The 19135-nt window shown below is 44.9% G+C and carries 13 protein-coding genes and 1 tRNA gene; 5 read left to right on the top strand and 9 right to left on the bottom strand.

What is annotated here, in order from left to right; all coding sequences use genetic code 11:
* Positions 1-120: 120 nt before the first annotated feature.
* Positions 121-3552 carry a M4 family metallopeptidase gene (locus R3D00_28685; GenBank protein ID MEZ4777187.1) on the bottom strand — a complete coding sequence of 1144 codons (3432 nt, stop codon included), beginning with the start codon at positions 3550-3552 and terminating at the stop codon, positions 121-123.
* 381 nt (positions 3553-3933) lie between these two features.
* Between R3D00_28685 and R3D00_28680 the strand changes: the two genes are divergently transcribed.
* Together R3D00_28680 and R3D00_28675 are read left to right on the top strand one after the other, a co-directional pair.
* Complete coding sequence (locus R3D00_28680) at positions 3934-5841, top strand: sensor histidine kinase (GenBank protein MEZ4777186.1); 1908 nt, start codon at positions 3934-3936, stop codon at positions 5839-5841.
* Positions 5842-5945: 104 nt separating this feature from the next.
* Positions 5946-6365, top strand: a complete 420-nt coding sequence (locus R3D00_28675; GenBank protein ID MEZ4777185.1) for a hypothetical protein — start codon at positions 5946-5948, stop codon at positions 6363-6365.
* 83 nt (positions 6366-6448) lie between these two features.
* Here the strand turns inward: R3D00_28675 and R3D00_28670 are convergent, their stop codons facing one another.
* From R3D00_28670 to R3D00_28645, 6 genes are all read right to left on the bottom strand, one after another.
* Positions 6449-7606 (bottom strand): oxygenase MpaB family protein, encoded by a 1158-nt coding sequence (locus R3D00_28670; GenBank protein MEZ4777184.1) that lies wholly within the window; start codon positions 7604-7606, stop codon positions 6449-6451.
* 23 nt (positions 7607-7629) lie between these two features.
* Positions 7630-9114 (bottom strand): O-antigen ligase family protein, encoded by a 1485-nt coding sequence (locus R3D00_28665; GenBank protein MEZ4777183.1) that lies wholly within the window; start codon positions 9112-9114, stop codon positions 7630-7632.
* A gap of 258 nt (positions 9115-9372) precedes the next feature.
* A complete protein-coding gene (locus R3D00_28660) occupies positions 9373-10581 on the bottom strand; it encodes a glycosyltransferase (protein ID MEZ4777182.1) in 1209 nt (402 codons plus the stop codon).
* 2 nt (positions 10582-10583) lie between these two features.
* The gene (locus R3D00_28655) at positions 10584-11942 is read right to left on the bottom strand and encodes a flippase (GenBank protein ID MEZ4777181.1); all 1359 of its coding nucleotides are present in this window, start codon (positions 11940-11942) and stop codon (positions 10584-10586) included.
* Positions 11943-12059: 117 nt separating this feature from the next.
* Positions 12060-13382, bottom strand: a complete 1323-nt coding sequence (locus R3D00_28650; protein ID MEZ4777180.1) for a sugar transferase — start codon at positions 13380-13382, stop codon at positions 12060-12062.
* Positions 13383-13387: 5 nt separating this feature from the next.
* On the bottom strand, positions 13388-13786 hold the full coding sequence (locus R3D00_28645) for a response regulator (GenBank protein MEZ4777179.1): 399 nt from the start codon (positions 13784-13786) through the stop codon (positions 13388-13390).
* Positions 13787-14113: 327 nt separating this feature from the next.
* Here R3D00_28645 and R3D00_28640 point away from each other — a divergent pair, with 327 nt between their 5' ends.
* The 3 genes from R3D00_28640 to R3D00_28630 all read left to right on the top strand — a co-directional run bounded on the left by R3D00_28640 (position 14114) and on the right by R3D00_28630 (position 16332).
* A complete protein-coding gene (locus R3D00_28640; protein MEZ4777178.1) occupies positions 14114-14692 on the top strand; it encodes a calcium-binding EGF-like domain-containing protein in 579 nt (192 codons plus the stop codon).
* Positions 14693-14768: 76 nt separating this feature from the next.
* Positions 14769-15281: a heme-binding domain-containing protein gene (locus tag R3D00_28635; GenBank protein ID MEZ4777177.1), complete on the top strand. Its 513-nt coding sequence runs from the start codon at positions 14769-14771 to the stop codon at positions 15279-15281.
* A gap of 25 nt (positions 15282-15306) precedes the next feature.
* Positions 15307-16332 (top strand): DUF2235 domain-containing protein, encoded by a 1026-nt coding sequence (locus R3D00_28630; GenBank protein MEZ4777176.1) that lies wholly within the window; start codon positions 15307-15309, stop codon positions 16330-16332.
* Positions 16333-16594: 262 nt separating this feature from the next.
* On the opposite strand, the gene R3D00_28625 is transcribed toward R3D00_28630, so the two are convergent.
* The gene (locus R3D00_28625; protein ID MEZ4777175.1) at positions 16595-19003 is read right to left on the bottom strand and encodes a hypothetical protein; all 2409 of its coding nucleotides are present in this window, start codon (positions 19001-19003) and stop codon (positions 16595-16597) included.
* Positions 19004-19008: 5 nt separating this feature from the next.
* A tRNA-Thr gene (locus R3D00_28620) sits at positions 19009-19084 on the bottom strand.
* Positions 19085-19135: the final 51 nt, after the last annotated feature.

Raw genomic sequence — 19135 nt, 5'->3', positions numbered from 1 at the left:
GACTTTTCAGGTACTTTGTTAGCCTTGTGTCATTATTTTATCTCACTCATTATTTTAAATGAAATAAAAAGCCCTCAGAGTTGTCAACTTCTGAGGGCTTTTCTTAAGAAAAAGAACTTATTATTCTTTAATAAACTTGCTATTCAGTACTTCTTCTACAGTATTTACGGTAATCAGATAAACACCGGCACTCAGGTTTGATACGTTGAGCCCGTTTTTGAGCTGCGCTGCATCTGCTTTCATGACGAGTTTACCCTCCATCGTATATACAGATACGGACACAATTTCGTCTGCTGCTGCTACATTGAGGTAGTCAGTGGCAGGCATTGGGTACAATTGAAGGTCGCCTTCAAAGTCTGTAGTAGTTGTAAAGCCGGCTGTTTCGTTAAGCCCTCCTACTTCTTCCAGTTCAAACCCAACCCCACTGGCAGAAGCTACGGCAGCAACTGCCGGGCTCGTGCCGGTAATGGTTACCTGGTCAATATAGATAAGGTCACTATTATCACTGGCATCACAACGGAAGCGGAACTGACCGCTGTTGTTGAATGTGTAAGTACCCGCATTGAGGGTGATCGTCGAATGATAGAAGGTATTGTTATTGATATTTACACCTCTTACATACGTGGCTACCGTTTGCCATCCTGACCCATCATTGTATTGTAACCAGAAATCTTCATTATTTTCCATGCTAACCACATAGAAGTAGAAATCCACCTCCACAGAAGCATATCCACTCAGGTTAAATGCATTTGTCGTCATGGAAGAAGCTACACCAGAGTTGTCGCGGATATAGATAGAATAAGTACCTTCATAAGAGCGTGTACCTGCATACCTTGCACAATCACTTCCACCATCATTCCAGTCATCCCATCCGGTTTCGAAGTAGCTGGCTGAAATCGTAGTGGTGCCACCGCCACCTGCGCTTAAAGTAGTGACATTGATGGTATTGCTCTGTCCGGAGGTATTGCCAGCAGCATCTGAAGCTGTCACATAGACGGAGTAAGTCGTAGAAGCGGTAAGACCAGAAAGCGCATAGCTGGTTGTAGCGGAGGTACCGTTGAGTACACCGCCTACATATACGTTATAATGATCCACCCCTACGTTGTCTGTGGAAGCTGTCCAGGACAGATCTGCACTGGTCTGCGTAATGTTTGAAGCTGCCAGGCCAGATGGTGCTGTCGGCGCCTGAGTATCTGCGGCACTTTGTGTTGTGACATTCACAGTATTACTTGCACCTGATTCGTTGGCAGCAGCATCCAAAGCTGTTACATAGAAAGAATAGGTCGTAGAAGCCGTAAGACCGGTAACATTCGCGGCTGTACCTGTAACGGTTCCTATGCTGGTGCCATTAAGATATACTTTGTAGCCTGTTACGCCTACATTGTCTGTAGAGGCATTCCAGGTAAGGCTGGTAGTCGTTTGGGTAGTTCCTGAAGCAGAAAGACCGGTCGGTGCTGTAGGGGCCTGTGTGTCAGCGCCACCGCCATTGCCGATATTTACGGTATAATCCTCTACTTCACCATAGGTGAAACTTTCACACGATGTCGGTATACCATTGTATTTCATAGAGACCCGCATCCGGGTAGGGCCGTCTGTTGCTGTGGAAGGCACAGTAAATGATTTGCTGATTGGTGTTGCCGTTGTCGCAGCTTGTGAAGCTACCTGCTCACCTGCATCAGCAAAGTCTCCATCCTGGTTGTAGTCAATCCATACGCTGTATCCTTCGGGATAGACAGTTGCAGTCCAGCGTGGAGTGATGGTGATCGTATAGCTGGTATTTTTTGTCAGGTCTGTAGAAATATTGGTGTGGTTTGAATATCCTCCGCCAGAACCTGAAGCATTGTCAATAGTATTCAGTTGAACTCGCTGGATATATTCGTCATTGACGTTGGTTCCATTGGAAGTACAATAGCTGACAGAAGTGTTGCCATATTCATTTCCAACACCTACCGCATACCATGCATTGGTAGTCGCAATTTCTTCTGCACTTCCTGCTCCATAGAGGTCAATGGCAGCCTGGATCGAACCGGCACGTGCGTTGGCAAAGGTTGATGATGAACTCAGATAAACGGTCAGGTTGCGATAAGCAATAGCCGCTGCTTTGGTACGGCCAATGCCTGTTACACTATAAACACTTCCTATATCATTTGTACCGGATTCTCCCATAGCAAGTACATAAAACCATTTGTTTTGTACTCCGGAATTGGAGTGTACATAACAATAGTCATTGCTTTGGGTAGGAGTACCGCAGTTGGGGGTACCCCAGTTTGCGCCGCCATAAGTATCTGGATCACCATACAGGCCCGGATTGCTCATAGAGCGCAATGCGCCAGAACCTCCAATGCCAATATCATCCCCCATCAGCCAGTCGTTGGTACCACCGTTGAGTGCCTGCAGCGCGGTGTACTCTACCATTTCTCCAAAAATATCAGAGAAAGACTCATTCAATGCACCGGATTCACGCTGATATACCAGGTTCGCAGAATATTCGGTTACCCCATGTGAAATCTCATGGCCTGTGATATCCAGCGAAACCAACGGTCCATAGCTGGTGCCGTTTCCGTCACCGTAAGTCATACGGGTACCATCCCAATAAGCATTCACATAGTTGTTGCTATAGCTTACATAAGAGCGAAGCACACCGCCTGTACCGTTGTAAGAGTTGCGGCCATGTGCATTGAGGTAATAGAGATAGGTTTGCTCTGCCCCGTAATGTGCCTGTACCCCGGTAGCCTTACCTGTAAAAGTACTGGAGGTACTGGTAATGTCTGTAGCAGCAGTATAATTAGTTCCATTATTCAGCGAATAAGTTTCAATCCCGCTACCCATAGCTGTCTGCCTTAAGCGGAAAGAGGTAGCCGCAGTCTGGTCGGCAGTAAATGTAACTGTACCGTTGTAGAGACTTGCTCCCGATGCAGCTACATTGGTATGGTGAATACGGGCGTGTTCGGTGATAAACTGACCATTGGTTGCATCAATAAACACATAAGCTCTATACAAAGGCTCTACCGCATAGATGTCAAACTTCCATGCCAGGCGCGCAGGCGCACGGCCATCCATATCAGGCAATAAAACCAGTTCGCCCTGTGGCATCTCCCCGGTAGATTGCCCGGTCTGTGCAGACTCCTGCCACATGTAGCGGGTTGCGCCCACATATCCCAAAGCTGTACTCAGTGCGGTTGACTCAGAAATACCGGGAGTTACACTCACATCTTTTATGTCTGCAAAATAACCAGACAAAAGTTTGATACTGCCATTCTTCATATGCGCAGTATAAGTAGCTCCTTCAACTTTGATTCCTTGATAATACTGCTGAAATTTTTCGTGGGTAAAGCCTAACTGATCCTGAAATACTTCCATAGATCTAAGCTCATCTCCTTCCGAAAAATCAAGGTTCTGTTCAAATGCCGTCTGTCTCTGACTAGCAGGGAGTGCTTGCTCTAGTGTAACTAAACCGGGAAACTTTTTAGGCGCTTCAGGTCGAATGCCCTGTGCCCTGGTCAAACCGAAACTCAAGAGCAATAAGAAGCTTAATGAGGCAATTTTCTGCATAATAAAGCCTGTTAGTTGTTGTGGTGAATGAATGAGAAAAATAGCAACAACTGCTATCAAGATTCATAATATGAATTTTTTTTTCACTATTCAATAGCCTTATTATTTTGTATGCTTCAGTAAAGGAATAAACCGTTCGTAATCGTGGAAAATCCCTGCAGGGTCCTTTCAATATTAAACAGATAGTCTATTTTTCAGAAACATTTGATACTAAAGTAGTTTGAGGTTCGAACTAAATATATAGTCAAAGGATTTACAGGAAAATGCATAGGTTTTAAGTTGCTTATTTAGATTGATTCCAAATTATTTGGCGAACATTTTTTTTTCTTTCTACAAAATTCTAAAGGGTAGTTTAACTTTACCAACCTAAATCTTTCAGGTATGTGGAAAAGGGCTTGGGCTAGCGGATTTTGGCTTTTGGCTTTTTGGCTTCAGGCACAGGGACAGGGAGAATTGATTCTTTCAGACCCGCTGATTCTCTCGGGTATTGAGGTAATGGTTCAACCAATGCTGGCTGACAGTGCGCAAAATGATCATCTGAATACCCAGTTCCTGCCAATGACAGAGCACGCGTTCCCATTAGGCATAGAAGCTAAATCTGCAAAATGGATTACCGGTAAACTTTACAATCACGCAGATACCAGCGTAGAATTATTTTTTCTAAGTTACCGGTTTAACATCCAATGCTGGCAAAAGGATACCGGGGATTCCTTATCCGGCTTCGCTCTTGCAGGCCCTGACGCGCCCCTGCCGAGAGGATTCCCTTTGGAAGAAAGACATACGTTTCGCTCTGTAATCCCTCCTGGCGGGGAATACGATTTCAGACTTGCCGTCCCGGGTGAATCGCTAGACTCCAACGAATTTCATTTGTTTGCCTATGATCGTGAAAGTTTATATACAAAGGCTTATCAGAACTATTTTAATCGAAAATCATACCTCCACATCTATCTGGTTTCTATGTCAATCCTGGGTTTCCAGATATTATTTGCCTTGCTATTATGGGGGATCATCAGGCAGGTTATGTATCTTTTATATGCTTTGTATATTATTCCGCTGGCGCTTTCTCTTCACCTGCAATATGCGGACTTTATATACATGCCGCTCCCCTTCTTTTTTTCGCAGATTACGCTTGACCCGATTGCCCATAATATGTATTTCGTTGCTTTTGGGTTCTATTTTTTGTTTTCAGACAGGTTTTTGCAAATCTCTCGAAATGATGCAACAGGTAAAAAACTGATTCGGGTGGCGCTTACCAGTATTGCCTTCTATATCCCTGTAAATTTTATCTTATTCCTCACCTACCAAAAGATAGCTTCATTTGTTTGGTTTATGTCTTTTTCCATGATCTTATTAGTGCTGAGCATTTGGTTGATAAAAAGAGTTTTTTTTAAGAAAGATACTTCTGCCAGGTTGTTGATTATTGGCAGCTTGTTTTTTATCCTCGGCGCACTGTCAAATATTATTTCGTCCTTAAGCTTAAGGATATTGGGACATGCACTAATAGAAAATTTTTCAATCAATTTCTTCTTCTTTGCTGTTCCTGTCGAACTATTGTTCTTCTCTTCGGCTATTGCCTATAAATTCCGGCAAGACGAAATCCAAAAAACGCTCTCCAGTGAGGCATTGGTGGAGAAAATGAAAGAAAACGAATTGCTGAATGCACAGATTCAGGATATACGTGATCGTATTGCCCGCGATCTTCACGATGATATTGGGGCTACCTTAAGCAGTATCGCTCTCTACTCAGAAGTAGCCCGGCGGGAAGGTTCGGCCAATAACTCCATAAAAGGCATTCTCGAAAAAATCTCTGCTCAGGCAAGGGAAATGGTGGGAAGAATGAGCGATGTCGTTTGGGCGATTCAACCAAGAAATGAGGGAATGAACGCACTGGTAAGAAAATTGGATGATGCGGTGGCGACGCTTTTAGTACCTGCAGAAATTGGCTGGAAAATGATGCTTTCCGATGATATCGTATCGGTTTCACTGACGATTGACCAAAAGAAAAATATCATCCTGATTTTCCGGGAAGCCATCAACAATATTGCAAAACATTCGCATGCTGGTTTTGTCACAATCTCCATCTATTTATCGGACGGCTATTTTAATCTGGACATTGCGGATAACGGAAAGGGTTTTGATCAAAAAACCATCAGGCAGGGCAACGGATTGCTGAGTATGAAAAAACGGGCGGAAGAATGTAGCGGGATTCTTAAAATAGATTCTGTAGAAAAACAGGGAACAACTTTTTCTTTTCGCATGCCTATAAATAACTATGGGAATCCCGTTTAAGATTCCGTAACAGAAAAAAAAAGTAAATACAAGTTACGTTTTCGGTTTGGTCAGATACCAATAGGTGTATTTCAGTTATCACCAACAAACAGAGCTTAAAAATTATGAAAAATCTCATTGTTCTGACCTTCGTTATTCTTTCTGCTTTCATGTCCCTGCACGCACAAAATATCGCCGGTACCTATACCATGAAGTTTAAGGGAAAAGAAGTTTTCCTTGATCGCACACCGGTAGAAAATGCAATAGCAGGCAGCACAACCTTTACCATTGCCCAGACAGGTGACGAAATCACCGTAACCATGTCAGGCTTTCAATCAGAGTGGTCGGCGCACATTATGAAAGGCCGTGTAGGCAACAATCGTTTTGTCGCAGTTTTGGCCAATAGCAACAAATCTGTTTATATGATTCAGGGCACGGTCAATGGCAATACACTGAGTGGCAACTATGCGTATGTAAGATATGGAGACAGCAGCAGTGGCATTGTCCCCGGCTGGCACAATATCGACTACATCGCTACAAAGTAGGCATTGGAAAGAGCATTATTACAGCCGGAGATCCCCAAAGATCTCCGGCTTTTTTATGGCTGACCAGTTGGGCATACTACGCCCTACACTTCCCAATGACGCCTCAACTCTGGGTCGATCTCAAATTTCCGTCCTTTATAATGATCAAAATAACCGACCATTTTTTCCAGCAAATGGGCTGCTACCCGCTCCATCACCCACGCTACCGGTTCCTGACGGTCTTCCATTCGCTCGGTATAGCTAAACAATGACTTCAAACTATGCGGAACCAGCCAGCCCAAACAGCCTTTACGCGATTCGACCCCCATCATATCCGCCAAATGGTCTCCAATAAGGTATCGCATCAAAATCTGTGGCGCAGGATCCAGGATCTTCCCCGGCGCAGCCTGTGCGACAAATGAAATAAGCGCTTGTGTCAATATAAGCCCGTCTTCCGACGTCCCAGACTGCCTCGAAAGGATCTTGTCGTGCAGATAACGCCCAGCTTCTACCGAGTCGGGCAATAATTCGGCCTCCAACCCCATCAGATGCCCGGCAACCTTCCACGCATGTAAAAAGGCTTCAGATTCTTTTTCGCCAAGATCCAACCCAAACTTCGGCATCGAATCTATCATACTAATCGAAAAAGTCATCAGCGTAATCGCCATATCTTCCTGATTGATCGGCTTTCCCCGCGTGGCTGTGTCCCATTCACCTAAAAGGATAAAACTGCGAATCGCTGCATGGATCAGCCTGACCTTCAGAATCGCATTTACGCCTTTCCCTTCATCAGTGAGCCCGCCCTTTGTCATGACATCGAGCAGAAACTGACCTGTTTCGGCTATACGGCGTGTAAATTTTTCCAGCCCTTCTCTGTCCAACGCCAACCTGCCGGTTTGCGTCAACACCGGTGCTCCATTCTTACAGGAGTACACCGTAGGAAGAGATTTGTAATATAAAAACACCAGAAACTTGGGGCCATGATCGAGGAAAACCTTTTCTGCCAGGCGGATCTTCTCCTTGTCTGCCCATACTGGCAATCGATGGTGTGCTGTGAAAAAATCCTGGGTTTGCTCAGGAAGTTGTTCGTATGGAATGCCTACATTCCGGATCAGAACCTCAAAGATTTCCTGCGCTTTCCTGGGACCATACGTATCAACGATTGACGCAACCACGGCATCAGCCGCGGGATCTGTGCGGAAGCGGGCTTTATCGAGCCACGCGTCTGTCCACTGCTCTTGGTAAGAAGGTGTTTCTTTCATGTTGTCAATATTCCGGTCTCAAATTACTCGAAATCGCGGATTTTGACCACTGCTGCTGAAAGAAGGTAAAAAATTATACTGGTGGGAAGTTGCGTAAGCGCCTGTTGCGGATAGTTGGCCAGCGCAATCGCAAAGATTGCAGACAAAAATACTCCCTGATACCGTTTGAGATGAGGATCCTGTATTCTGAAATAATTTTTGGTTCCTACAGCCAATATCGTAAAGATCAGCCCCAGGTACAAAAAAAGCCCAATCCAGCCGGTTTCCACTGCAATACGCACGTAGCCACTATCGGGGGGAAACTGAGAAAGCATCGTGTCAGGGGAAAACTTTTGCCCCCACACACCTGTACTGCCAATACCAATACCGATAGGCCTTGAGCGGATATAGGGTTGAATAAATTCGTGATTCTGCATCCGCGTCTGAAATGACGTAGTTTCTGTCGGATGGAATGTGCTTCGAAAACGCACGAGATTATAACTTTGAGAGGGAATCAAGACCAATACAACCACTATTATCAGCCCGGCACCTCCGAGTATAAACAGGCGTTTGTCCAGTGTCAGAAAGGTGAGAAACGCAAACCCAGCCGGCAAAATCACGAAGGCTGTGCGTGTACCAGAGGTGAACATCCCGACCAACATAATGATCGCGGCTAATGCGAGCAGGGTAATTTTCCGTTTAGGAACTCCTGAACCGAAAATAAGCCCCATACAAACCAAACTACTCAGCCCCATGATCAGCCCAAAACTGCCCGGGTCAGCAAAAAATGCAAATTTTCGGATTCTGCCCAGCGTGGAAAAATCTTCAAAACGGCTATAGTCGTCCATCAGCCACCGCCATTCAAAGCCCTGCAACCCATATAACTCCTGATAGATGCCGTACAATCCTCCCAACGCAGCAAAAATCATCCACAAAATCACAAATGACCGGATGGACTTCATATCGCGAAAGGCATACAACGCGACAAAAAACAAAAACATTATACCCGTCTGGCTCCGCATCGCAAAGTACCAGGCAGCATTCGAACGCGCCCAGGGATTTGTCAGTTCAAAAACACTGTAAACGATCCATACGATAATCATACCACTCACCGGGTTCCACGCAAAACGCCAGTCCCGCTCTCTGGACTGCTTAATAAACAAACCAAAAAGCATAATAACCAGCGTGCTGTCCAAAAACGCTTCCAGATTGATTTCCGGCAAAAGTCGCTGGAAAGCCATTACGCAAAAACCCGTGATCAACATCACGGAAATACCAAACCGAAGGTCAAACAACGCCCCCAGCAATATGGGAACGAGCACTACGACCGCAAAAAGCATAACGGAAAATTCCAGACCATTTCTGCCGATCAACAGCGCAACTATCCATGCCAGCACGGATAAGAAAATATAACCAAACGTGGAGTCGAGTTTGTAGAGGGTAATTTCCTCTTTCAGCCATTGTCTTACCATAGCGAACACAGCAGCGCCGCCAGACTTTTGTCCTAACTGAAAAAGGGAAGGTTTCATATATCACTCAAATCTACAGAAAGACGATTTTAATAAAAAAGCCTACGCAAAATAGCAGGACAATTTTTTCATGTATTTGTTCTGGTCTGGACAGAACCGACTGTCTCCCTTTTTTTTGCATTTCTTTCATATACCTGTACCTATTATCACTGCCCTTAGTTACTAAGAATCAGGCTTTAATAAAAAGCATTTGTACCCGGTTGTTAATATTACGGTGTGATTTGTCTTTTTGGGCGGGTAAATGATTTTCGCAAATGGTCAGGAGATTCGCCCGCGATTTAAAATCGCGCTCATCTCCTCCACTCTCGAAGCCCAGTCATTTTTCGACGCAATCGCCTGCCTTTTCTTCACAACTTCCGGAGAATGGTCCTTCAAGGCGTCTCCTATCGCCGCCACAAATTGCTCATGATCTCCGGCCAGTCGGATATACTCGCCAAAGGCTTCTATATCAGGGGAAAATGGGGTAGAAACCACCGCCTTTCCCGCTGCCAGGTATTCATGGAGCTTCAAAGGGTAAATGCTTCGTGTCAGGGCATTGCAGCGAAACGGTATGATCGCACAATCTGCATATTGCAGGTAAGCCGGAAGTGCTTCCAGTGGTTTGGAACCGGTAAAACGCACATTTTCCATTCTACCCAAACCGACTTCTTCGTAAGTGGATGTCACCGGCCCTACCAGCAGCAACAGTTTGTCACTATGAATTTCCGCTATTTTTTTCATCAGTTCAAAATCGTTCCGCAACCCGATCGCTCCGGTGTAAATGATCACTTTTCGCGTTTCTCTCTCCAACTCCACTGGGCGGGGCAATTTTTCTTCTACCGCCCGTCGAAACAATTTCACGTCTGCGCCATTGGGCAGAAGGTAAACCGGTCTGTCAGTTTTTGCCGCACAGCTTTTTTGCAGTTCGGTGGAAGTGGTAAGGCAAATATCGGCTTCGCGAAGCATACGATTTTCCAGCGCAGGCCCGTGTTTTTGTACATACACCGACTCGCCGATCGCATCCACACAATAATATGCAAAAAGCGCAGGGCGGATATCTTCGGGAATGTCAAACCCTGAAAAAGGATTAAAAACGTTGAGGAGAATGTATTTTTTTATATGATTCTCCCTAAGAATGCGACGAAGTGTGCGAATGATTTTTCGGTTGTTGACCCTGGCAAAAAAATCATAGACTTTCCCATGTGGAAGCCAGTTGATGGGCCATACCGGGGGCGGCGTAACTATAGTCAGATGTGTTGACTGTTCGGGAAGTGGGAAATAAATATCCTTTCCATACAACAACGCATTTTTTCTGCGGCGGATTTGCTCCCTTTTGAAACCTGTCAGTACATCTTTCCAGGTAAAAGGGTTGTCGATATAAAAAACTGGCTGGGAACGGGCAAACGCTTTCGCCAGGGAAAAGGCAGTGGAGGAATACAGCCCGTCCCAACGCGCCAAAGCCAGGCAGATTATCGGCAGTTCAGTCATATTCAGGAATTATTTCCACTCCAACTAAAGAGTTTTTGCCGGAGAAGGATAAATCCGTTGCGATATACATCCTTTGCATAGACAAATGTCTGGAAGGTCCGCACTTTGATCTCCCGGTAAAGGATAATCTGATTGAGGATAAATACAATCAAATAGGTAATGAGCGTGGCATAGGCCGCTCCGATTACTCCCCAGAAATTGATGAAAATATAGTTAAAAACTATATTCAGTACGGCGCTGATCATCACGATGAAAAAATTGATATGCGGTTTTCCCATCGCGTCTAGCATAGTTCCAAACTGCCGGGCGAAAGGCACAAATAATCCGTAAAGCATAGTCACCTGAAGTAATTGTGCGGCTTCAAGATATTCATCCCCAGCGATGATTTTTAGTATCCATTCGGGAAACAGCAGGACAAAAATTACCCCCGGTATAATCAGGGCAAGGATGACCCCCACTGATTTTTCATACAGCTGCTTGACTGATTCTTTTCCTTCCTTTTCGATTTTCTGTGCACTTTTAGGAAATACAATTGCGGCGATAGACTGCGTGGGAACCTCCACAAGATTTGCAACCTTGATTGCTGTACCGTAAATAGCCACTGCTACAGGAGACATCATAATCCCCAGCATCAGCTGATCGATACTTTTGATAAACATAGAACCAAGGTTGGTACCGACAACAAATTTGCCGTAACCAAACAACCATTTCAACCATCGGATATCGAGACGGGCAGAGAATATCAGGTATTTACGTGCCGTAAACCACGCAACAATTGACCCGAAAAAAGCGGAAACCACCTGAAACGCCGCCAGATGCAACAGCCGAAAAGGGTAGTCAGGATCCAGGTAACAAAATAGCACATAGAAAAAAAACAATCCCTGTCTGACAACATTGCTGTATAAAATCCCTCTGAAATCGTAGTTCGCCTGAAGAATGAATGTAAACTGGAAAAAAGGAATCAGCACAATCGTCGTGAGAATATAGATGTAGATCAGTTCGTCGAGCAGCGTAACATTCCAGAATACATGCTGTAGCTGAGCCATGACAAAAAGAATGATCGTGCTGATCAGCGTAATGAAGATATTCAACATTAATGAGGCCGTATTAATACGGCCTTTAATCTTCTGGTTGTCAGTGGATGTGAGAAATTTTACCAGGCCATTCTGGATCAGTCCCATACGGGTAACTTCGATCAGGGCACTAAGAATCAGGAAAATTGTCCATATTCCGAAATGTTCTTTTGTCATTCCTCTTACGAGAAAATAAAAACTACCAAAACGGAAAACCTGGAGTGAAAAACGCTCCAGAAAGGTATAAACACCCGATTGTAGCCAATATGAGCCCTTAAATAATCTCATCTTGTATCCCTGCCGATCCCCTGAAATTAGCGGTGATTCCGGGAAAACACGAAAAGCTACTGATTTTTAACCGGTTTTTAAAATCGGTATCTCACAAAGATTTGATTATTTGAGAAATCATACGGATTTCCGTTGAAATATGGCAGGAATAGTCATTATCAGAATTTTCATATCGCTCAGGAAGCTGGCATTGTCAACATAAGCGACATCCAGTTGCTTGCGCTGTTCTTCCGACATCTCGGCCCTTCCTCGTTGGGTTACCTGCCATAGTCCGGTAATACCGGCTGGCGCCAGAAACCGCTTCGACCACAGGTCTGTGGTGAGTTGTTCGGCTTCATATAGCGGCAATGGCCTGTTGCCGACAATCGACATATCGCCAATCAGTACGTTGATCAATTGAGGCATTTCGTCCAGGCTGGTATTTCTCAAAAACCGACCAAATGTGGTGATCCGCGGGTCATTGTCGATTTTGACAAATGATTTACCGTTGTTTCCGTTGTGTTTTAACAGTGCCTGTTTTTCACAAACGCTAACACCAGCCTCCATGGTCTGGGAGGTACATGCTGTACCGTTTACAATACAATCGATACATAGCTCTTTGGCTACCATAGTAGACTCTTCCACCGTAGCGGTATACTGATTGAGGTGAATGAGCTTTTCCAGCTCCCTGTCTGCGCCGGTGCGCATAGAGCGGAATTTGTAAAAATCAAATATCCGGTAACCGGTTCCGGCTCTTTTCGCGACATACAAAACCGGCCCTTTGGATTCCAGCTTGATAATCAGCGCAATCAGCAACAGCAATGGACTGAGCAAAAGCAATAGTGTGAATGAGAACACAATATCAAACAGCCGTTTCAACAGCGGAACCCGAAATTCAGGCATTGGCCTGGCCTCTTCATTCAACCGGATTGTCTCCCGCTTAAATTCTTTGAGAAAGCTGATACGGTTGTGTACATGCTCAGGGTTGACACTGACCGAATAATAATCGTCAACGCCTGCTTTGAGCGCTTTGAGTTTGGCTGTCCGGTCAGCAGTATCAGAAATGACGATAAAAGGGAGAAGCCGAAGGTGTTCGTCTTTTCTGATCTGTTCGAAAAGAGAAAATGCATCTCCATCGGGCAAATCCTGGTCACAAATGACTGCATCGGGGAGATCATCACAGGGCTGGCCCAGTTTCAGCGACCATGAATAAGAAAGACTCATCTTTTCGAGCCAGCAGTAAGCCTTAAATGAAGTGCTCAGCGAAAGCCCGAGATAATCGAGCTCAATCATATTTTTACATATTCGCCGGCTGTTTTCCCCTACATACAATAGCTTTTTGATCGGAACCTTTGGACGGGGTTCGATGATCAGCTCGTAAGCTTTGTCTTTGGGGATTTCTCCCTTTTTTGCCCGGAGATCAGTCACACGGGATTGTATGTTATCTTTTGTGGCTTTCATGTATACTATACCTGGCGTTGATTTTCGGCCAGTTGTAGCGCCTTTTCAATCGTCTGAAAAATAGTGTCTGGGTTAAATGGTTTAACTAAATAATCGGTTGCTCCCTGTTCAAAACACTTGTCTTTTATCTCTTCACTTTCAAAACCTGACAACATAATCACCGGAATATCTTCGAATAAACCGCTCTCACGAATATTTTTGAGAAAATGATATCCGTTTAACCGGGGCATATCGATGTCTGCGACAATCAGATCAGGCATATTGCCGGAAGCCAGCCACGACATTCCACTCAAACCATCTTCCCTTGTCACTACTTTATAATATTTCCGCAACAGAAACTCCAGCAGCATCCGGATGTTTTCATCATCGTCCACTACTAATATAAGTTTTTTTCTGTTGCTCATTATGTTGTTTGGTGAATGAAATTGCATGTTTTATACAACATAATTAAATACTAAAATAAAATTTCCCTACATCGTTCACCCGAAATCTACGAACGATGTTTTCCTTGTGTAACAACTCCTGCTTTATTGTTGATTATCAGCCCCCGAATGGCCTGTTTTTTTATTTGAACGGCTTCCTGGTACGTCATTGGTCAATTATTTTTATCTGGTCTTTGGTTGCCACAATCTTTAGTTTTGCTTATGTGACGATAAAAAGATTCGATTATGACTTTGACTAAAAAAAATAGACAACCTTTTCGTTTTTTCATGTGGACAATTATTCTGGGAATGAGTTTATTTTCTGCCGGGTGTAAAGAAGATCCCTGCGAAACACTGACCTGCGACAACGGAGGTACATGCCTCGACGGGAAATGTGATTGTCCGGAGGGATATGTTGGCCCTACATGCAGCATTAAACTGGATCCTTGTCTCCAAAAGCCCTGCAGCGAAGCCGGAACACAGGCGTGTATTGCAGGAAATGACGGGACGGCTATTTGTGAATGTAAGCCCGGCTATGAAGGGGCCCTCTGCGAAACCAAATGGGAAAAGAAGTTTACCGGTAATTTTATCAGTTCGGAAGCGTGTAACGGGGAAAATATCAACTACACCCTCATGATTACAGAAGGCCCGAATCCACGGCAGATCACCATGGCCAATTTCAACAACCGGGCAACAGATTCGACCACGGCCAAGGTCGTGGCCAATATTCTCAATGGAACCGTGCTGGATATCTATGAGCAGTATATGCCTTTTGGAAGAGTCTCGGGGGCGGGAAGTATTGATGCAGACAGACATATTAGCCTTACCTTCCAGATTATTACGCCCACTGATACTTTGTTATGCAGTGGAATAATGTTTCCAAATTAATTGTCAAATAATCTTTGAACCCAATTCCTCATTTTCTACATTTGAGAGGAATCGAAAGATTAATTTGTTGAATTTTATGAAAAAGAAAATTTTACTGGGTTTGGTCGCTGTATTTGTGATTATCCAGTTTTTCCGTCCCGCAAAAAATATCTCTGGCGAAAGTACCCACGATATCTCAACCAAATATCCTGTGCCGGAAGAAGTCGCATCTTTGCTGAAGGTGGCCTGTAACGACTGCCATAGCAATACCACCGTTTACCCATGGTACTCCAATATTCAGCCTCTGGGCTGGTGGTTGAGTAGCCATATCAACGACGGAAAAAGACACCTGAATTTCTCTGAATTTACTTCCCGCCGTATCGCTTTCCAAAATCACAAGCTGGAAGAAACGGTTGAAATGATCAAAGAAGGGGAAATGCCGCTGGAATCCTACACCATGATGGGCCTTCACCCTGGATCCAAACTTAGCGAAGACCAGCGACAAACACTTATCACCTGGGCAGAAGGCATCATGGATACGCTGAAAGCACATTACCCGCCCGACAGCCTAAAAATGCCTCGGAGGACACCCCCTCCTGCTGAAAAATAGCCTGTTAACCAGAAAGATTACCCATATGAAAAATACGCACCACACGCAACTGGATCAGTTGGCGGCAGGAAAAAAGCCCCGCAACCTGATATTCTGTTTTGACGGAACATGGAATGATCCTTCTGACAAATTTGAAAAAGGCTCTGACATCACCAATGTCCTGAAAACCTACAATGCCGCTGTTCAGGATAACGAACAAATGGCTTTTTATTATTCAGGGGTAGGTACCCAGGGTGGCAAACTCGACGAAATTGTCGGCGGTGCTACCGGGGCAGGAGCTAATAAAATCCGCAATCAGGGATATGTGGATCTTGTTCAGAATTACCGTCCGGGTGATCGTATTTTTGTATTTGGGTTTAGCCGGGGCGCAGCCATTGCCCGGCTTTTCGCCAACCAGATCAATGAAGAGGGGATTCCTCAAACCATACATTTCACCGATAAGAAAAAAAAATACAAAGCCGAAGGAGCGCGCTCTGCCATAGAAATTACCATGATGGGAATTTATGACACGGTTGCCTCCTTCGGGATTCCGGTAAATATTGCAGGTATTCCCTTTCAGCAAATCGACCTGGGAAGAGAATTGTCTATTCCTGCCAATGTGGGCAAAGTTTTCCATCTGGTAGCTTTTCATGAAGACCGGAATACCTTCCGTCCCACGCTGGTAAACTATGCCGAAAATGTGGAGGAAATATGGTTTCCCGGTGTGCATTCCAATGTGGGCGGCGGATATGCGGACAATGGCATGTCTGACATTGCCCTCAAATATATGGTCGAGCGCGCAAAAGAAAATGGGATGCGATTTAAAGAAACGGAGCTTGCCAAAATCCGCCCCAACTTCACCGGTATGATCTATGACCGCCTGAAAGAGGACTATCCGCTGGGACTGAGTCCCCGCGATCTGGTCGTGATTACAGACGGAGAAGCATCAGATCTTCCGCCCAAAATTCATTACACGGTTTTTGAATGGGTCAAAAGGTTTGCAAATCGCACCCCTCCCCACCTCGAAAAACTTAATGGTAATTATATCATTTCGGACCAGGCACTGGCCTGATATTTTAATTTGGAATGAGTCTGCCTATGCAGATAGTTTCAGCTTCGCTTCGGAAAGATTACTTTCTCCCAATTACTTTACGGAATTATAAACTTATTGGGACAAAGGATATAAACCACAAGGAACACAAAGGCAGTCACGAAGATCACAAAGAAAAAGCCTCTTAGTGCGTCTGCCTTAGCAGATGAGGCCTTTGTGTTCTTCGTGGTTACTCCTTTTCATTCAAAAAGTCTCTGCATCCCAATTACTTTATACTTCCGGTTTATTTTACTACAATACTACATTGAGGTAGTGCGGCCTGGAGTTTCTGAATTTCTCCTGCCGGGAAATTTTTGCCGGTAATTTCCACGTGATGAAGATGTGGCAGATTGTGAAGTGGCTTTAACTGCGTTACCGGTGTGTTGAGAAGCGAAAGCTCCTGGAGCTTTACCATATCTTTCAATGGCCCAAGGTCGGCGACCTGAGTTTGGTCGATATGTAGTTTCCCGATGGGTGCGCCGGCCAGCGGAGAAAGGTCAGAAAGCGAAGTGCGCCTTGCAGAAAGGGAATGTAACATCGGAAAAGAAGCCAGCACCTCAAAGTCCTCCACCGGGCTGGAATCACAATTCATACTGCGAATATCGGCAAGATCTTTTAATGGTTTCAGTGAAGGAATCTGTGTAAAATGAATGCTCAAGTCCTGCAAACGGGTCATCGTGCGCAGGGGACTGAGATTATTTATTTTCGAATAGCCGCAGGAGAGAATACGAATTTCTGTGAGCTCGCGGAGTGGACTAAGCGCAGAAACCTGGGTATTATTGAATATGAGCGTGTGAAGATTTCGAAGTTTGCGCACAGGGTTGAGATCCTTGACCCTGGTATGGTGAAAATTGGCTTTTTCCAGATCATACATGTGGTAAAGCGGACTAATATCTTCCACATACGTATTGGAAAAACTCAGTGTCTTCATCCGTTGCATACCTTGCAAAGGGCTGATATCCGCGACGCGGGTATCGTCGAGATTGAGCATGCGGAGACTCGTCAGTTGCTGGATAGGCCGAAGGTCTTCCACGGGTGTATTGCGGAGAAATAGCTCTTCAAGTTCACTCATCGCCTGAAGCGCTGCGATATCTTTGATTTGCGTATCTTCCAGGTGAAGGGTACGAAGGCTTTTCAGCGGGCGGAGCGCGTCCAGCTCGCGGATTTCGGTAAACCGGAGGGAAGTGATTTTTTTTAGTTCCTGCGGAATGACGGAGGCCGGATCGCGATTTTCGCTGTCACCAATGCGAAACTCGCCCTTGTTTTTACTTCGGTGAAAAAGCGGAAGTGTATTGCGGGAAAGGCAGATTTCATCAAAAAACGATCTCGCCTGGTCCATTCCCTCATAGCTGATACTGGCTGCAAAGGAGGCATCTTCAGTAGCTTCTGCTGCGAGAAAATATTCGAGAATAGACTTATGGGCAAATTTGTACTGGCCCAGGGCATTGCGGTTGAGCAACGACCGGCTTTTCATTTCGATTTCCTCCAGCTCGATCCTGTGCCTTTCAGCCAGTTGTTTTATGTCGCTTTCTCCGATAAATAGCCCGTTTCGGTGTTTCCGGTTGCGGTAAATATTAAGTGCCACTTCACGTGAGAAGCGATACAACTCTTCACGAAATTTAACTCTCCGCTCTTCGGGTACCCTTCCTGCTTCCCTGTCAATCCATTTCCCTATCAGTTCCTGATACAGATGAGACGTATATTCATATTTTTTTCCATCCTGTATGAGGTCGTCCATATAGCTAAGAATCATGGGCCTGACCATCAGGTTGGGAGATTGGCGGATAATGGTTTTGGCTTTCTGTTTTTTGTTGTAGTCAAACCAGCCATATTTTTTGTTGAGATATTTTTCTATATCTCTTTCACTAAATGGAGAAAGGTAGAGTTTGGCAAAAGTCTGATAGCCTTGCCTGATGCCAAATTTTACCACACCGGTTTCTCTCGGCTCTTCTTCTTCAGAAGGGAAAAATTGTGTCCGGCAGGTAAACACCACCACTCTAAAGTCCTGAACTTTGGAGAGAATTTTTCCCAGTCTTTGTTTGTAATCTTTCACGGCACGCGGGTCTTCATCCAATCCGTCTAACAGCAGGATCGTATTTTCCTGATCTTTAATACCCTCGATGCGTTTGATCACGTTGGGATAGCCGAGCGGCAAAAGATGAATATTGAAACGGGGGCCACGCACAAACCACTGCGTGATATACTTCATATACAGATTGATCAGGAAGGTAGTTTTTCCCATTCCTGACCCTGCAAGCACCATGTAAAATCGCTGCTCCGAATGACTGGGACTAAAGGCAAAGTTCAGGAAAAAAGGAATCAGCTTCTGCCTGGCCGTGACCTTATTGGCCTGAATCAGTTCGTTGTGATGACTGGGTGTATTGCTTTGGAAATGGGTGGGTACGTAATACTGGGTAGCATTACGGATGTCTGACTGAAGAAAATAGGGGTGAAGGTCTTTTTTGAGGCGCTGCTGGCGGTGTCTTCTGATACCCCATACCACCAGTCGCCATATAGTAGTAGATATACTCCCAAGAAGCGTAATGGCAAGAATCACCAACAGCGAATCAACTTCCTCACTTTCATTGGTCAGGGAGCCAAAACCCACATCAGCAAGCCATTTTCTCGTTAGGTCAATTAAATCTTTAAACATAGGTTTGGAGCCACCCACCGGACTCGAACCGGCGACCTGCTGATTACGAATCAGCTGCTCTACCAGCTGAGCTAGAGTGGCTGGTATTTGAGGCAAATATACAAGATTTCTCTCTAATATATCTGTCTTTTC

The organism is Bacteroidia bacterium (assembly GCA_041391665.1).
Lineage (GTDB): Bacteria > Bacteroidota > Bacteroidia > J057 > J057 > JAGQVA01.
The sequence above is the reverse complement of the archived record's forward strand: the minus strand, read 5'-3'. Positions and strand labels throughout refer to the sequence as shown.

What these genes read in the sequence shown, in the direction of transcription:
- R3D00_28685 (MEZ4777187.1), bottom strand. Translation starts at nt 3,552, where the DNA reads ATGCAGAAAATTGCCTCATTAAGCTTCTTATTGCTCTTGAGTTTCGGT.
- R3D00_28640 (MEZ4777178.1), top strand. Translation starts at nt 14,114, where the DNA reads ATGAGTTTATTTTCTGCCGGGTGTAAAGAAGATCCCTGCGAAACACTG.
- R3D00_28625 (MEZ4777175.1), bottom strand. Translation starts at nt 19,003, where the DNA reads ATGTTTAAAGATTTAATTGACCTAACGAGAAAATGGCTTGCTGATGTG.
- R3D00_28680 (MEZ4777186.1), top strand. Translation starts at nt 3,934, where the DNA reads ATGTGGAAAAGGGCTTGGGCTAGCGGATTTTGGCTTTTGGCTTTTTGG.
- R3D00_28660 (MEZ4777182.1), bottom strand. Translation starts at nt 10,581, where the DNA reads ATGACTGAACTGCCGATAATCTGCCTGGCTTTGGCGCGTTGGGACGGG.
- R3D00_28635 (MEZ4777177.1), top strand. Translation starts at nt 14,769, where the DNA reads ATGAAAAAGAAAATTTTACTGGGTTTGGTCGCTGTATTTGTGATTATC.
- R3D00_28675 (MEZ4777185.1), top strand. Translation starts at nt 5,946, where the DNA reads ATGAAAAATCTCATTGTTCTGACCTTCGTTATTCTTTCTGCTTTCATG.
- R3D00_28630 (MEZ4777176.1), top strand. Translation starts at nt 15,307, where the DNA reads ATGAAAAATACGCACCACACGCAACTGGATCAGTTGGCGGCAGGAAAA.
- R3D00_28665 (MEZ4777183.1), bottom strand. Translation starts at nt 9,114, where the DNA reads ATGAAACCTTCCCTTTTTCAGTTAGGACAAAAGTCTGGCGGCGCTGCT.
- R3D00_28655 (MEZ4777181.1), bottom strand. Translation starts at nt 11,942, where the DNA reads ATGAGATTATTTAAGGGCTCATATTGGCTACAATCGGGTGTTTATACC.
- R3D00_28645 (MEZ4777179.1), bottom strand. Translation starts at nt 13,786, where the DNA reads ATGAGCAACAGAAAAAAACTTATATTAGTAGTGGACGATGATGAAAAC.
- R3D00_28670 (MEZ4777184.1), bottom strand. Translation starts at nt 7,606, where the DNA reads ATGAAAGAAACACCTTCTTACCAAGAGCAGTGGACAGACGCGTGGCTC.
- R3D00_28650 (MEZ4777180.1), bottom strand. Translation starts at nt 13,382, where the DNA reads ATGAAAGCCACAAAAGATAACATACAATCCCGTGTGACTGATCTCCGG.